The following is a 15908-nucleotide window of genomic DNA, read 5'->3' on the forward strand; positions in this document are numbered from 1 at the left end:
TCACACACAAAGCCGCCCACGCCTCTCCTCTACAGGGAGCCCGCGCGGCATCCGGGCCGCATCGCTTGCGTCAGGTCAGATCGACGACGCGCCCGCCGATCACCACCTGCTGCAGGCGCAATCCGGCATCCAGTACCACCAGGTCGGCACGGGCGTCGGGCGCAATGCGACCGCGATCATCCAGGCCCAGGTAATCGGCGGGGAAGGTGGACACGCGATGCGAGGCATCGGCCAGTTCCAGTCCCACACGCACCAGGTTGCGCAGCGCCTGGTCCATGGTCAGTGCGCTGCCGGCCAGCGAACCGGTGGCCAGGCGAACGCAGCCGCCGCACTTGTGCACGCGCTGTTCGCCCAGCGCGTACTCGCCATCGGGCATGCCGGTGGCGGCGGTGGCGTCGGTCACAGCGTACAAGCGCGGAATCGCGCGCGCGGCCAGGCGGATCACGCCGGGATGGATGTGCTGCAGGTCGGGAATGATCTCGGCGTACTGCGCATGTGCCAGCGCCGCCGCGGCGATGCCAGGCCGGTAGTGGTCGACGCCGGTCATACCGTTGAACAGATGGGTGAAGCCGGAAGCCCCGGCCTGCAGCGCAGCAACACCTTCTTCGTAAGTGCCAGCGCTGTGGCCAAGCTGCACACGGATGCCCATTGCCGAAAGCGCGGGAATCAGCGCGGTGTGCTCGCCGATTTCCGGCGCCAGTGTCATCACCCGGATCGGTGCCAGCGCGTGCAGTTGCTGCACCAGCGCCAGCGTTGCCTCGATCGTGCGGTTGGGTTGCGCGCCCAGGCGCTGCGGGCTGATGAACGGCCCTTCCAGATGTACGCCGGCAATGCAGGCGGCGTCGGCATCGGGCGCTGCCATGGTCGCGGCCACGCCGTGCAGCGCGTGCTCGATCTCATCCAGGCCGGCGGTCATGGTGGTCGCCAGCAGTGTGGTGGTACCGAAGCGCAGGTGGGTGCGGGCAATGGTGCGGGCCACGTCGCCGCCCTGCATCAGGTCGACGCCGGCCGCACCATGCACGTGCAGGTCGATGAAGCCGGGCAGGATCACCGGCAGCTGCAGGTCGTCAGCGCCGCTGTGGTCGTCCACCTGCAGCTGGCGGATGTGCGAATCGAAGTGGACGTGGCCACGCCGCCAACCCAGCGGCGTGAGGATGCGGCCATGCAGGGTGCGGGTGTCGGTCATGCAGTGGGCTCGGCGATGATCACCTCGATGCCCAGCCGCTGCAGCCCTTCACGGGTTGCGTCGTCGATGCCGGCGTCGGTGATGATGGCGTGGATCTGATCGAGAAGTGCGATGCGGTGCAGGCTGACGCGGCCGAACTTGGAGGCGTCGGTCAGCACCACGATGCGGCGCGCGCGCTCGACCATGCGGTGGTTGAGGCGGGCTTCGGCTTCATCGTGGGTGGTCAGGCCGAACTGCAGGTCCAGGCCGTCCACGCCCAGGAACAGGGTGTCGAAGCTGTAGGAGTTGAGGCTGGCTTCGGCCTGGCTGCCCTGCAGCGACAACGACTGCTGGCGCAGCAGTCCACCGGTCAGCAGCACGTTGATGCCGGGCGCGTTGGCCAGTTCCCAGGCGATGTTCAACCCATTGGTCATCACCGTCACGTCGCGCTGGGTGCGCAAGTGACGGGCCAGGGTCATCGTGGTCGAGCCGGAGTCGATGATGATGTTGTCACCGGGCCGCACCAGGCGCGCGGCACACGCGCCGATCGATTCCTTCAGCGGCAGGTTCAGTGCGTCCTTTTCGTGGATGTCCTGTTCCTGCGGCGGCGTGCGTACCAGCGTGGCGCCACCGTGGGTACGGTTGGCCAGGCCTTGCGATTCGAAGTGGGTCAGGTCGGCACGGATGGTCACCGCCGACACGCCGAAGCGCTCGACCAGATCGGCCACCTGCACCGAGCCGTGCTCGATCAGCAGCTGCAGGATCTGTTGCCGGCGGGAGCGGGTGTTGCGCATGGCCATTCTCGGTGTCGCGGGGAAAGGTAGAGATTAGCCGTTCGCAGCAACGGCGGCAGCCGCGTCTGCGTGATGCGTGCGGGTTCCGGCCTGGTTGGCGCTGCACGCACGGGCGTACTCGCCCAGGCACAGGCCGACGCGATGCCGTGCCAGCGCGGTAGGCGTATTGGCCAGGGTGCCCTCGCGCACGGCGCGGTACTGCTCCGGCAGGTACTGGCTGAGCAGTACCAGCGGCGGCGCGTGCTGTTCCAGGTTGGTGAACAGGGTCTGCACCGCCTGCACCAGCGCGGGCTCGCCCCAGTAGTAGCGGCAGCGGTCGCTGAAGGAATAGCTGCGCAGCAGGCGCAGCGCTGCCTCATCGCCCTGGTAGTAGGACTGCCAGTACTTCGGCTGCGCCACCATCACTTCATCCAGCACCTGCGGCAGGCGCGAGCACTGTGCGGCCGGCAGCAGTTCGGCCTCGATCGCGGCCAGCGCGAACAGCGCTTCGCGGTAGGCGAAGGTCGCCGCCGGGCCGACCTTGAGGATGGCGAAGTGGTCGCGCACCAAGGCGTGCAGGCCACTTTCGCGCTGGTAGTCGGTGGAATGCGCTTCGAACACGATGCGCGGCTGCTGTTCGAGGAAGTCGGCCAGCGTGCTGGCGGCGGCCGGGTCGTACTCGTGCACACTGCTGTGGTCGAAGTCCACGCCCGGTTGCACCACCATGGCGATCACGCGCTGCCACGCATCGCGCAGCTGCGGCGTATCGAACGCCTGCTGATGAATCGCCAGGGTCTGCGCGGCAGCAGCGGGCGTGGTCACCTGCAGGCCTTCGGCCAGCGAAGCTTCGCCACCGGGAATGGGCACTTCGGTACCGATCACGTAGACCGGCGGCGGCAGGCCGTGTTCGGCGGCGGTGCGCTCGGCGATCTCGGCCAGCTCGGCCGAACGTGCAGCGACGACGGCATCGGGCAGCGGCACCGGGTCATCGGCGCAGGACATGCTGCAATCGAGGTGGATCTTGTGGAAACCGGCGGCGACATAGGCTTCGATCAGCACGCGTGCGTGGGTCATCGCTTCGGCAGCCGGGCGCTTCTGCCAGGCATTCGGGCCGAGGTGGTCGCCACCCAGGATCAGCCGCTCGCGCGGGAAACCTTCTTCATCGGCCAGCGTGCCCACGTAATCGCGGTACTGCGGCGGGGTCATCCCGGTGTAGCCGCCGAACTGGTCGACCTGGTTGGAGGTGGCCTCGATCAGCAGCACGGTGCCGTGCGCCAGCGCCACGTGCATGGCCGCACGCAGCACCTGCTCGTTGCTGCAGCAGACGCTGTACAGGCCGACGTTGGCACCGGCGCGGTGGGAGGCAAGCAGGGTCTGCAACGGGGACATGGTCAGGCTCCGGTCAATCAGGAAAACGAGGGTTGGCAGGCGAGCAGGGCGGCACCACGTGCGCCACCGGCATCGCCGAAGCGCGGCGGCACGATCGGCGGAACCTGCACGCCGTTGAACAGATGAGCGGCGATGGCCGCCGGCAGCTGCTGGTACAGCGGCGCGTACTGCGAGAGGCCACCGCCGAGCACGATCACGTGCGGGTCCAGCGCCAGCACCAGCGCGGCCAGGCTGTGGCCGAGCAGGTCACGATGGATGTCCAGCGCCTTGCGCGCGCGCGCATCGCCGGCCTCGGCCAGGGCAATCACCGCGCTGGCGTCGGCGGCGCTGCCACCGAGATGGCGTTCGATCATTGCTACGCCACTGCCGGAGACATAGCGCTCCACGCAGCCCTGCAGGCCGCAACCGCAGTCCAGCAGCGGCAGGCCGTGGCGCTGCAGCAGGTGGCCGGGCACGCTCCAGTGGCCCCATTCGCCGGCCAGACCGTTGAAGCCGGACAGCAGCCGGCCCTGCAGGCAGAAGCCGCCACCGGCACCGGTGCCGAGGATGGCGCCGAACATGCTGGGGTAACCGTCAGCCGCGCCGCCGTGCGCTTCAGACAACGCAAAACACTGCAGGTCGTTGCCGAAATGCAACGGGCGTTGCAGCCGCGCCTGCAGATCCTGCGCCACGCATTGGCCGGTCAGTGCGGGCACGTTCGCGCTGAGCTGGCGGCCACTGCGCCGGTCGCGCACGCCGGGCAGGGCGATGCCGATGGCCGCATCGCTGCGGCCCAGCGCCGCATCGGCCTCGGCCACCAGCGCCACCACCGCCTTCAGGAAGCCGTCGTAGTCACCCTGTGGGGTGGCCACGCGGCGGCGCCAGGTGACCTGCATCGCCGCATCGCACGCCACCAGCTCGATCTTGGTGCCGCCGATGTCGATGCCGTAGCAGGCGTGGGCGATCAGCTCAGCCATGGTGGATGGTGACGCCCTTGACGACGCGGTTGACGGTGCCGTCCGGGAACGGGTTGTCCGGGGTCAGGCCCAGCGCGGCCGAGCGCTGCAGCGCGAACAGCTGCGCGAAGCCCAGCCACACCGGTGCCAGCCACGGATCGTCCAGTGCCGTCACGGTGAGGGTGTATTCGTCGTCGGCGCCGATGTCCGAATGCGGGCCGATCGCCAGTACCTGGCCGGCCACGCCATCGCGGCGCAGTTCTTCCAGCAGGTCCTGTTCGTAGCGGCGCGCCAGCGGCTGCACGCTGCGCAGCACCACCACCAGGGTGTTGCCGTCCAGCGTCGACTTCGGGCCATGGCGGAAGCCCAGCGGTGTGTTGGCCAGCGCCAGCACGCGGCCGGCGGTCAGCTCCAGCACCTTCAGCGCGCACTCGCGCGCCAGCGCTTCCAGCGGGCCGCTGCCGAGGTAGATGATGCGGTTGAACGGGCGCTGCGCCAGCACCGCCACCGGTGCATCCCACTGCGCCTGGCCTTCGCGGGCCAGCGCGGCGATCTGCTTCAGGCGCGCCACGCGCGCATCCCACGGCGAACGATCGAACACGGTCAGTGCGGCCAGCAGCATGCAGGTCAGGCTGCTGGTCATGGCGAAGGCGCGATCGCAGCTGGCCGACGGCATCAGCAGCGTGCAGGTATCGGCACGGCCGGCACCACGACGGGCGAGTTCGCCATCGGCGTTGCAGGTGATGTCGAGGAAGCGTGCCTCATCCACATCGGCGCGCACGCGGTCCACCGCGGCCACGCTTTCCGGACTGGAACCACTGCGGCCAAACGAGACCAGCAGGGTGGGGCGGTCGCGCTGCAGGTACAGCGCCGGATGGGTCAGCAGGCTGGTGGTGTGCACCACGCGCACCTCGGCCGGCCACTGCGCGTTGATCGCATCGGCCACCATCTCGGCGATGAAGCCGGAGCTGCCGGCGCCGGTGAACAGCACGCGCTGGTTGGGATCGTTGAGGCTGCCGCCGAGGAAGGCCTGCAGGCGGTCGCGGGCACGCGACAGATCCTGGGCGAGGGCTTCCCACAGCGCTGGCTGCTGGGCGATTTCGGTAGCGGTATCGGCTCCGCCAAGGCGCTGCCAGGCGGACACATCGGAAAGCAGGGTGACGTCCATTCGGAGGTTCCAGTTGGGCCAGCGCACCATCTGCGTTTTCTTTCGAAATGTCAAACATCGAAAGTAAAAAGAAAGAAAATGACGCGATGACTTTTCCCGCTGCCGGGCGCTCGGGAAAACGAAAGAACGGGGCGAATGCCGTATCGCACAATGCTTAACAGGCAGCTGCAATCGATTACACAAAGTATTGCGACGCAACAACTTTCGTTTCAGTGGAATATATCTTCCTTTTTCCTTTCAATTTGTTGACATCTTTCGAATCGCTGCCCTAGAGTCGGCCCAACCGCTTTCGAAACGCCCGGTGAACGGGTTGGGAGTCCGTGTGGAAATCTGCGTTCGTCGCTCGCCGCTGATGCTGGCTCTGTTGCCGGCATTGATGTTGGCGTCCATGCCGGCCCAGGCCGAGTCGGTCGGCAACCTGCGTTCGGTTGCCGCCAGCGCCAGCCGCGACGGCGTGCAGGGCTGGGACCTGCAGACCGACAAGGGCGCGCGCCTCCGCATCGAACTGCCGGCCACCGACATCATCCGCGTGCAGGCCGGCCGCAACGGCACGCTGACCGGCGCCGGCGACAAGGCCGCGCCGATCGTACTGCCGCAGCCCAAGGCCAACGTGCAGGCGAAGCTGGAAGAAGACGCGCAGGAAATCCGCGTGCGGACCGAGTCCCTGGTGCTGCATGTACAGCGGCAGCCGCTGCGCATGCGCCTGGAACGGCTGGACAACGGCCAGCCCACCGCGCTGTGGCAGGAACTGCAGCCGCTGGACCTGGATGCCACGCAGAGCGTGCAGGTGCTGTCCTCGCAGGCCGATGAGGGCTACTTCGGTGGCGGCCAGCAGAACGGCCGCTACCAGTTCAAGGGCCGCGAGCTGGAGGTGTCCTATTCCGGCGGCTGGGAAGAGGGCGACCGCCCCAGCCCTGCACCGATGCTGCTGAGCAGCCGTGGCTGGGGCATGCTGCGCAATACTTGGAGCGATGGCAGCTACGATCTGCGCGAGGCCGACCAGGCCACGCTGCTGCATCGCGAAGACCGCTTCGATGCCTATTACTTCGTCGGCGCCAACCTGCCGAAACTGATCGAGCGCTACACCCAGCTGACTGGCCGCCCGAACATGGTCGCGCGCTGGGCGCTGTCCTACGGCGACGCCGATTGCTACAACGATGGCGACAACAGCAAGAAGCCCGGCACCGTGCCCGAAGGCTGGAGCGACGGCCCGACCGGCACCACCCCCGATGTGATCGACAGCGTGGCCAAGCAGTACCGCGCCCACGACATGCCCGGTGGCTGGATCCTGCCCAACGACGGCTACGGCTGCGGTTACAAGCAGTTGCCGGAAACCGTGAAGGGGCTGGCCGGCTACGGTTTCCGCACCGGACTGTGGACCGAGAACGGCGTCGACAAGATCGCCTGGGAAGTGGGCAAGGCCGGCAGCCGCGTGCAGAAGCTGGACGTGGCCTGGACCGGCAAGGGCTACCAGTTCGCGATGGACGCCAACCGCCAGGCGTTCAACGGCATCCTCGACAATTCCGATTCGCGCCCGTTCCTGTGGACGGTGATGGGCTGGGCCGGCATCCAGCGCTATGCCGTGGCCTGGACCGGCGACCAGAGCAGCAGCTGGGACTACATCCGCTGGCACGTGCCGACCCTGGTCGGTTCCGGCCTGTCCGGCATGGCCTATGCCAGCGGCGACGTCGATGCGATCTTCGGCGGCAGCGCCGAGACCTTCACCCGCGACCTGCAGTGGAAGGCGTTCACGCCGGTACTGATGGGCATGAGCGGCTGGTCGTCGAACGCACGCAAGCATCCGTGGTGGTACGACGAGCCCTACCGCAGCATCAACCGCGATTACCTGAAGTTGAAGATGCGCCTGACCCCGTACATGTACGGCCTGGTGCACGAGGCCGCGCAGACCGGCGCACCACCGGTGCGTGGCCTGATGTGGGACAACCCGCGCGACCCGCACGCGCAGGATGAAACCTACAAGTACCAGTTCCTGCTTGGCCGCGATCTGCTGGTGGCGCCGGTGTACCGCAGCCAGGCGGCCAGCCGTGGCTGGCGCCGCGATATCCACCTGCCGGCCGGCGGCTGGATCGACTACTGGGATGGCCGTCGCGTGCAGGCCGGTGCCGACGGCCGCCAGCTGGACCGCCAGGTGGACCTGGCCACGCTGCCGGTGTTCGTGCGTGCCGGTGCGATCCTGCCGATGTACCCGTCGATGCTGTTCGACGGCGAAAAGCCGCTCGATGAAGTGACCTTCGACCTGTACCCGCAGGGCGAGTCGCACTACACGCTGTACGAAGACGATGGCAACACGCGCCGCTACCAGCAGGGCGAGTCGAGCACGCAGGTGATCCGCGTGCAGGCGCCAGCGCAGGGCAGTGGCCCGGTGCAGGTGCAGATCGATGCGGTGCAGGGCCAGTACAACGGCCAGCTGCCGCAGCGCCGCTATGGCCTGCGCGTGCTCAGCCGCCAGGCACCGCGTGCGGTGCAGGCCGCTGGCCGCGCGCTGCCGGCGCTGGCTGATGCCGCTGCGTTCAACGCTGCTGCTGAAGGCTGGTACTTCGATGCCGCCGAACGCCGCGGCACGCTGCATGTGCGCACCGCCACCCAGGACATCCGCCAGCCGCTGCAGCTACAGCTCGACTTCGCGGTGGCTGCGGCGGTCGCCGACGATACCTATCCGGCAGCACCCGTACTCGGCCGCGAACTGCCGGCCGACAGCCTGCTGGTGGTCAACCGCCCGGCCGAAGAGCCTGGCCATGCGCTGGAAAATGCCTTCGATGATGACCCGGGTACCTGGTTCCGCAGTGTGCGCAACCAGGCCGTGCGCACCGGTGCGCATGAATGGGTGATCGGGTTCGGCGAGCGCAGGATGATCGATGGCATCGACATCGCGCCGCGCAACGACAAGAACTGGAAGCACGGCCAGGTACGCGATTACGAGGTCTACCTGGGCGACAGCAACGGCGAGTGGGGCGAGCCGATCGCGCGTGGCCGCCTGCAGTTGAAGGAAGGCGTGCAGCGCATCGCGTTCCCGGCCCATGCCGGCCGCCTGCTGCGCTTCCGCGTGTTGAGCGTGCAGAACCCCGAAGGCGACGGCGCCAGCAGCGCCGACCCGATGGTCACCGCCGCTCAGGGCAGTGCCCGCGCCTTCGATGCACTGCAGCCGCGCGACGTCGGCCCGATCGCCCTGTCCACCTTCCACATCCTCGAACACCAGGAACCGGAGCGACCGGCCCGGCAGCGCTATCTCTCCGAGCTGCCGGTGCCGGCCGCGCTGGCCAGCCAGGTGCGCGCCGACCAGTCGTTCCGTGGCGATGCCGGCATGCGCATGAACGGCCTGCAGTTCCGCCGTGGCCTGGGCGTCGGCGCCAACAGCCGCATCGACCTGCGCCTGCAGGGCGGCTGGCACCTGCTGCGTGCCGACCTCGGCATCGACGACGCCTGCCGCAGTGCCGGTGGCCTGCAGTTCCAGGTCTGGGGCGACAACCGCCTGCTGTACGACAGCGGCCTGGTGAAGGCACCCGGCGTGGTCAAGCCGGAGCTGGACATCCGTGGCCTTTCCACCCTGAGCCTGCGCACGCTGGGTGCGCAGGGCAGCCAACCCGCCCAGGTCTGTGCCAACTGGGCCAACGCCGTACTGATCGGCCAGGAGGGCGACTCCGCCAGCATCGTCGCCCCATGACCCCCTCGTAACACCGCTCCTCCCCCCGCCCATTCCGACTACGGCCCTCGTGGCCGTGGCCCGGGAGCGTTTTGCCCGCCGAACGCCCACGCGCTCACTTATTGCGCTGCACCCCTGCCAGGAGAGAACCCCGATGTTGCCCGCCCGCCACCACCGCCCCCCCTGTCGTTCGATCGCTCCGCTGTCGCTGGCCATCGCCGGCGTGCTGCTGTCGGTCGCCGTTCCTGCCTTCGCCCAGGAGAGCAAGGACAAGGCCACCGACCTGGCCCGCATCGAGGTCACTGGCTCCAACATCCGCCGCACCGACGTTGAAACCGCCTCGCCGGTGCAGGTGATCAGCAAGCAGGACATCCAGAACATGGGTGCGCGCACGCTGTTGCAGGTGCTCGACAACCTGCCGGCGGCACGCCCAGCGCAGCAGGACGCGCGTTCGCTGTTCACCGGTTCCGACGGTGCCTCGCAGGCCAACCTGCGTGGCCTGGGCGCGCAGGGCACGCTGGTGCTGCTGAACGGCCGTCGCCTGTCGTACTACGGTGCACCGGCCGGCTTCCAGACCCAGTTCGTCAACATCGACGCGATCCCGGCTGCGGCCATCGAACGCATGGAAGTGCTGACCGACGGCGCGTCGGCGGTGTACGGCACCGATGCGGTGGCCGGCGTGATCAACGTGATCACCAAGCGCAACTTCCAGGGCGCCGAGGTCAGCTTCACCAACGACACCTCCTCGCGCATCGACTCCTACGGCGAGCGCCAGGCCAGCATCACCGCCGGCTTCGGTGACCTGGCCGAGAACCGCTTCAACATCTACGGTGCGGTCAACATGTACCGCCGCGACGCGATTCCGCTGAGCGATTTCTACGACAAGCGGCCCGACCAGTACTACGTCAACAATCCGAACTACCTCAACAACCTGCGCCTGGGCGTGGGCAGCAAGCCGGGTGAATTCAATCCGGGCACTTACTTCGCCTTCGATCCGGTCACCGGCCGCCGCGTGCAGGAAGCCGCGCCGGGCTGCAAGAACGTGCTGACCAGTGAAGCGGCCGGTCCGCGTTGCGTCTGGGAAACCTGGATGAACAACGAGATCGATGCCGGCGCCAAGTCCGAGCGCAATACCGCCTACCTCAACGGCACTTTCCTGGTGGGTGACAGCACCGAGATCTTCGCCGAGGCGACCTACACCGACATCGACCTGCGCGCCAACGGCGGCACGCCGCGCACCTACGGCACCACCACCGGCAACCCGACCAGCTGGTTCTCGCGCAACACCGGCAACACCGTCAACCAGTTCCTGTACCCGTTCCTGGGCCCGAACAACGAGTACAACCACGCCAGCCCGCAGATGAAGGCAATGATGGGCGGCGTGGTCGGCCTGAACTACCTGCTGCAGGATGCCGGCCCGAACTACTTTGGCCAGCGCAATACCGACAAGAGCTACCGCGTGCTGGCCGGTGCGCGTGGCAACCGCGGTGACTGGAACTGGGAGACCGCCTTCGCCAGCGCCGGCACCCACTCCACCACGTACCAGACGATCAACGTCAACATCAAGGGCTTCGAGAAGGCGTTCGGCCCGTACTCGGTCGATCCGACCACCGGCCGCGTGATCATCTCTGACCACCCGGCATACAAGTTCGGTGAGATCAGCGAAGCCAACGCTGCATTGATCCGTGAAGCGTTCCCGACCTTCGACATCCAGTCGTGGACCCGTCTGCACACCTTGGACGGCAAGATCGAAGGCCCGCTGTTCCAGCTGCCGGCCGGTGAAATGCGCGCCGCGTTCGGCTTCAACGCCAGCCGCGAAACCTTCTACACCCCGGGCAACGCGGATGCAGCCAACGGCCTGATCTCCCAGCAGGGTGGTTCCTGGTTCGACGGCAAGCGCAACACCTACGCGCTGTTTGCCGAGACCGTGGCACCGATCACCGACAAGCTGGAACTGGATGCGGCGGTGCGCGTGGACAAGTACCCGAACTTCAGCGCCAACGTCGCGCCGAAGATCGGCTTCAAGTACCAGGCGTTCGACCAGCTGATGCTGCGCGGTACCTACTCGACCGGTTTCCGTGCACCGAGCCTGGCCGAATCCGGCAACGGCGGCGTGTTCGCGCAGCTGGGTGGCTACCGCGACGAGCTGCGCTGCAACGAGACCAACGCCATCGCCAACCTGCTGCTGAAGTCGCAGCGGCCGGGTGACGTCGACCTCGGCAAGAACCTGCTGAACGTCGACTGCAGCCGCACCGTGGCGCGCATGACCCAGCCGAACAAGGACCTGAAGCCGGAAAAGGCCAAGATCGCCACCCTCGGCTTCGTATACGAGCCAGCAACCTGGCTGTCGGTGTCGGCCGACTACTGGTTCATCTACCGTGACAATGAAATCGTCGCGCCGGACTACCGCCGCATGGAAGACATCATCTCGATGTCGCGCTCGCCGATCACCGACAGCGACCGTGCCAATCTTGCCCAGTTGGCGGCGATGTGCGCCGACCCGGCCAGCGGCGTGAGCTGCCCGGCCACCCTGCCGGGCTACTCCGCCGGCAACGTGGCCAGCGTGGTCGGCCAGTACAAGAACCGCGGCAAGACGCTGATCGACGGCTTCGACATCGACGCGCGCAGCCGCTTCTCGCTGGGCGACTGGGGCAACCTGAACATCGGCCTGGCCGCCACCATCGCCAACCGCAACCGCTTCTACATGGACGCGGAGAACGGCTGGTACTACGGCGACGTGGTGGGCTACTACAACAACCCGCGCCTGCGTGCCACGCTCAATGCAGACTGGACCTACAAGCAGGTGACCACCAGCATGTTCGTCAACTACGTGGGCGGCACCAAGTGGGCCACCGACCAGATCGACGAAGAGAGCAACAACAAGGAAACCTGCACCGGCGGCTACCTGGCCCTGCAGAAGAGCAAGTGCGATGGTGCACCGTCGTGGTGGACCGCCAACATGAGCGTCACCTGGCGCCCGGATGACGCGTGGAACCTGAGCTTCACCGTCAAGAACCTGTTCAACCGCCTGCCGTTCTACGATCCGAACAGCTTCCTGGGTGACTCCAGTGACTACGCCACCATCTTCGGTCGTGGTTACAGTGTGACCATCGGCTACCGATTCAAGTAATTCCGTTTGCGTGACCCGGCGGGCCGGCTACGGCCGGCTCGCTGCCAAGAGGAGAGATGTCTGCCATGAAGCGTAGGGAATTCATCGCGGCCAGTGCCGCTGTCGCCGCCAGCAGCCTGCTGCCGCAGACCCCGGCATGGGCATGCGGGCGCAAGGTGCGCCTGGCCATGATCGGCACCGGGATGCGTGGGCTGGTGCTGCTGAAGGAGCTGGTGCGCCGCGACGATGTCGAGGTGGTCGCGTTGTGCGACATCGAGCCGATCATGCTCGGCCGCGCCATGGACATGGTGGCCAAGGCCGGCAAGCCGGCCCCGAAGACCTACGGCCAGGATCGCGACACCAATGCCTGGAAGCGCCTGCTGGATCAGAAGGGCATCGATGGCGTGATCATCGCCACGCCGTGGGAGTACCACGCACCAATGGCGATAGCCGCGATGCAGGCCGGCGTGGCCGTCGGCTGTGAAGTGGTGGCCGGCATCACCCTGCAGGACCACTGGGACGTGCTGAAGACCCAGCTCAGCACCGGCACCCCGTACATGCTGCTGGAGAACGTCTGCTACCGCCGCGACGTGATGGCCGCGCTGCAGATGGTGCGCCAGGGCCTGTTCGGCGAACTGGTGCATCTGCAGGCCGGTTACCAGCACGACCTGCGTGGCGTGAAGTTCAATTCTGGCGACCCCAACCAGCCCTACGACAGCGGCGTGGAGTTCGGTCCCAAGGGCTGGAGCGAAGCACGCTGGCGCACCGAGCATTCGGTGCAGCGCAACGGCGAGCTGTATCCCAGCCACGGTATCGGCCCTTGCGCGATGTATACCGGCATCAACCGTGGCAACCGCTTCACCCACATCAACGCCTTCGCGACCAAGGCACGCGGCCTGCACGAATACACCGTGGCCAAGAGTGGCGGCACCACCCACCCCAGCACCAAGGTGAAGTTCAAGCTCGGCGATATCGTCACCACCACGCTGGCCTGCGAGAACGGCGAGACCATCCTGCTGCAGCACGACACCTCGTTGCCGCGCCCGTACTCGATGGGCTTCCGCGTGCAGGGCACCAAGGGCCTGTGGATGGACGTGAACCATTCGATCCACATCGAAGGCCGCAGCCCGCCGCACCAGTGGGAAGAGTTCAAGAAGTACCAGGACGAATACGAGCATCCGCTGTGGAAGCAGAATGCCGACACCGCCGCCAGCGCCGGCCACGGTGGCATGGACTGGTTCGTCATCCATGCCTTCGTGGAAGCGCTGAAGGCCAAGGCGCCGATGCCGATCGACATCTACGATGCGGTGACCTGGAGTGCGATCACGCCGCTGAGCGAGCAGTCGATCGCCAATAGTTTCCAGACGCTGGAGTTCCCGGACTTCACTGCAGGTGCGTGGAAGCAGCGCAAGCCGATTTTTGCGTTCGACGGTAAATACTGATCTGCTTTTTGTAGAGTCGAGCCATGCTCGAATGATCTGAAAGCAACGCCGGGCACTGCCCGGCGTTGCTGTTTGTGGCGCCCCCCTGCCAAGCGCATGCTAGGCTCGGCTTCGTACCCGACAGTTGATGTCAATCGACAGAGAGGAGCTGCCTGATGCGCCTGCTGACCTTCACCTGTCCACTTTGCGGCGCAGCAGGGCAGCGGTTTCCGCTGCTTTTCGCATCGAAACGGCAGGCGAAGACGGCATGCAGGGGATGTGGCGTGGTGCTGCGCTCGGATCCCCGCTTGGGTCTGCACACGCTCTACCTGCTGTATACGCAGATCATCGTAATGCTGGCTGCGTTGCCCATGATCTGGGCCTATGCCTCGGGCCGTTGGCTCTGGCTGGCTGCGATCTGGGCCGTGGTGTTCGCGTTGTCCTGGTTCCCCGGCGTGATCAGGCACGCACGAAGCCCGATCGTGCGCGCCTGGCGCGATCCCGATTACAGCTATGCGCGCAGGCCGGGCGCTACCGCTGCGTGCGCCGCTGCAGACCCTGGGCAGGGTAGCGATGTGCCAGGTGCCAGCCCATGATCCGGCCGAACATTCTGCTCCTGACCGCAAGCGTGGCCGCGTGTGCATCGCACCCGGCCGATGCGGTGCAGTGTCCCGAGGCCACGATCACCTACATCGGCAGTGAAACCGTGGATGCCGTGGTCCCTGGCAGGTTCCAGATCGCTACGGAGGGATCGCAGGCACTACGGCTGCCACTGGCCAGCGTGGATCGGCAGGCGCATGCACACGCGGTATCGACCGATATCCGCGACGAACACGGCCTGGCCTGGCGTCCCTTCAGTGTTGTTCTGGAAGAGCTCAAGCCGCCGGCTGCGGACCTGGTGGTTACACGTGGTGAGATTGAAACCTTCCTGTACGACGGCAAGGGCGCCTTCCTGCCCGGTGCCGTGCACAAAGGGCAGACGCTTTCCATCGTCGTGCGCGATCTTCAAGGTTGCGCACATCGCTCGAAGCCATTCGCTCCTGAACCGCGTTGACGTGGAAGCGCAAGCGAGAGGCCCGGAGTGACGGGTACGAGCAGGGAAAGATGGCGCGCCCGGAGGGATTCGAACCCCCGACCAATGGCTTCGGAAGCCACTACTCTATCCGGCTGAGCTACGGGCGCGTTGTAGAACCGCCGCGCCGTCGGCCAGTGCCGGGGCGGGCATCGCAGCGCCATGAGGCGGTGCGGGACCGGCATTCTATCCAGTTTCGCCGAACAAATCTCCCCCCACGGGCAAAGCCCTGCCGGAGGCGCAGGAGTATCCTATCGCCATGGCTGATACCCCCCTCACTTCGCCGCAGTCGCCGGCGACGCCGCGTTGGCGGCATTACTGGAGTCTGATGCGCGCCGATCGCCCGATCGGCACGCTGCTGCTGCTGTGGCCCACGTGGTGGGCGTTGTGGCTGGCCGCAGGTGGTCTGCCGCCGCTGTGGACGCTGTTCGTGTTCACCGCCGGCGTGTGGCTGACCCGCTCGGCCGGTTGCGTCATCAACGATTACGCTGACCGCTGGCTCGACCCGCACGTGGAGCGCACCAAGGCGCGCCCGTTGGCCACCGGTGCGATCAGTGGCCGCGCCGCGCTGGCGTTGTTCGCGGTGCTGATGCTGGTGGCGTTCGGCCTGGTACTGACCCTGAACGGACTGACCATCGGCCTGAGCTTCATCGGCGTGTTCCTTGCCGCCAGCTACCCGTACCTGAAGCGCTACACCCACCTGCCGCAGGTCTACCTGGGCATGTCGTTCGGCTGGGGCATCCCGATGGCCTTCGCCGCCGTGCAGGGCGAGGTGCCGATGCTGGGCTGGCTGCTGTATGCCGGCAACATCCTGTGGTCCACCGCGTACGACACCTGGTACGCGATGGTTGACCGCGAGGACGACCTGAAGATGGGCTCGCACTCCACCGCGATCCTGTTCGGCGACCTGGACCTGGTCATCCAGGGCGTGCTGTACGCGCTGTTCCTGGCCACCATGGCGCTGGTCGGCGTGCGCGGCGGGCTGGGCGGCTACTACCTGGCCGGCGTGGCCGTGGCCACGGTGCTGGTGGTCTACGAGTTCTGGATCTGCCGCAACCGCGAGCGCGGCCCGTGCTTCAAGGCGTTCCTGCACAACAACTGGGTGGGTGCCGCGCTGTTTGCCGGCATTGCCGTGGACCTGGCGGTGCGTTGAGACGCGCAGCCGAGCGTGGGCTCGGCTCTACAGCTGACAGTGCTTCTGTAGCGCCCGAGCTG

Annotated in this window: 11 protein-coding genes and 1 tRNA gene; 6 read left to right on the top strand and 6 right to left on the bottom strand. The window is 66.9% G+C overall.

The window, feature by feature from the left end; genetic code table 11:
- Positions 1–70 precede the first annotated feature (70 nt).
- From ACTJJM_RS07135 to ACTJJM_RS07155, 5 genes are read right to left on the bottom strand one after another with little or no spacing between them, the layout of a single operon-like run.
- Entirely contained in the window at positions 71–1186 is a 1116-nt protein-coding gene (locus tag ACTJJM_RS07135; protein ID WP_010482153.1) for an N-acetylglucosamine-6-phosphate deacetylase, read from the bottom strand.
- Complete coding sequence (locus tag ACTJJM_RS07140) at positions 1183–1959, bottom strand: DeoR family transcriptional regulator (RefSeq protein ID WP_010482152.1); 777 nt, start codon at positions 1957–1959, stop codon at positions 1183–1185. The genes ACTJJM_RS07135 and ACTJJM_RS07140 overlap by 4 nt, the downstream gene beginning before the upstream one ends.
- A gap of 33 nt (positions 1960–1992) precedes the next feature.
- A complete protein-coding gene (locus ACTJJM_RS07145) occupies positions 1993–3327 on the bottom strand; it encodes a D-tagatose-bisphosphate aldolase, class II, non-catalytic subunit (protein WP_440865340.1) in 1335 nt (444 codons plus the stop codon).
- Positions 3328–3344: 17 nt separating this feature from the next.
- A complete protein-coding gene (locus tag ACTJJM_RS07150) occupies positions 3345–4283 on the bottom strand; it encodes an ROK family protein (protein WP_049412433.1) in 939 nt (312 codons plus the stop codon).
- The gene (locus tag ACTJJM_RS07155; RefSeq protein ID WP_010482149.1) at positions 4276–5430 is read right to left on the bottom strand and encodes an SIS domain-containing protein; all 1155 of its coding nucleotides are present in this window, start codon (positions 5428–5430) and stop codon (positions 4276–4278) included. Before ACTJJM_RS07155 ends, ACTJJM_RS07150 begins: the two co-directional genes overlap by 8 nt.
- 322 nt (positions 5431–5752) lie before the next feature.
- Here ACTJJM_RS07155 and ACTJJM_RS07160 point away from each other — a divergent pair, with 322 nt between their 5' ends.
- From ACTJJM_RS07160 to ACTJJM_RS07180, 5 genes are all read left to right on the top strand, one after another.
- Positions 5753–9112 (top strand): TIM-barrel domain-containing protein, encoded by a 3360-nt coding sequence (locus ACTJJM_RS07160; RefSeq protein WP_241874099.1) that lies wholly within the window; start codon positions 5753–5755, stop codon positions 9110–9112.
- A gap of 133 nt (positions 9113–9245) precedes the next feature.
- Positions 9246–12221 (top strand): TonB-dependent receptor, encoded by a 2976-nt coding sequence (locus tag ACTJJM_RS07165; protein ID WP_440865341.1) that lies wholly within the window; start codon positions 9246–9248, stop codon positions 12219–12221.
- A 65-nt stretch (positions 12222–12286) separates the two neighbouring features.
- On the top strand, positions 12287–13642 hold the full coding sequence (locus ACTJJM_RS07170; RefSeq protein WP_440865342.1) for a Gfo/Idh/MocA family protein: 1356 nt from the start codon (positions 12287–12289) through the stop codon (positions 13640–13642).
- Between the two features lie 155 nt (positions 13643–13797).
- Positions 13798–14217 (top strand): hypothetical protein, encoded by a 420-nt coding sequence (locus ACTJJM_RS07175; RefSeq protein ID WP_143994154.1) that lies wholly within the window; start codon positions 13798–13800, stop codon positions 14215–14217.
- Positions 14214–14675, top strand: coding sequence for an adhesin (locus ACTJJM_RS07180; protein ID WP_440865343.1), 462 nt, complete (start codon positions 14214–14216; stop codon positions 14673–14675). Before ACTJJM_RS07175 ends, ACTJJM_RS07180 begins: the two co-directional genes overlap by 4 nt.
- A 51-nt stretch (positions 14676–14726) precedes the next feature.
- On the opposite strand, the gene ACTJJM_RS07185 is transcribed toward ACTJJM_RS07180, so the two are convergent.
- Positions 14727–14803 (bottom strand) — tRNA-Arg (locus ACTJJM_RS07185).
- Positions 14804–14952: 149 nt separating this feature from the next.
- Here ACTJJM_RS07185 and ubiA point away from each other — a divergent pair.
- Positions 14953–15846, top strand: coding sequence for a 4-hydroxybenzoate octaprenyltransferase (gene ubiA, locus ACTJJM_RS07190; protein ID WP_241872908.1), 894 nt, complete (start codon positions 14953–14955; stop codon positions 15844–15846).
- The last annotated feature ends 62 nt before the right edge of the window (positions 15847–15908 follow it).

This window comes from Stenotrophomonas sp. 22692, assembly GCF_052045015.1.
Lineage (GTDB): Bacteria > Pseudomonadota > Gammaproteobacteria > Xanthomonadales > Xanthomonadaceae > Stenotrophomonas > Stenotrophomonas geniculata.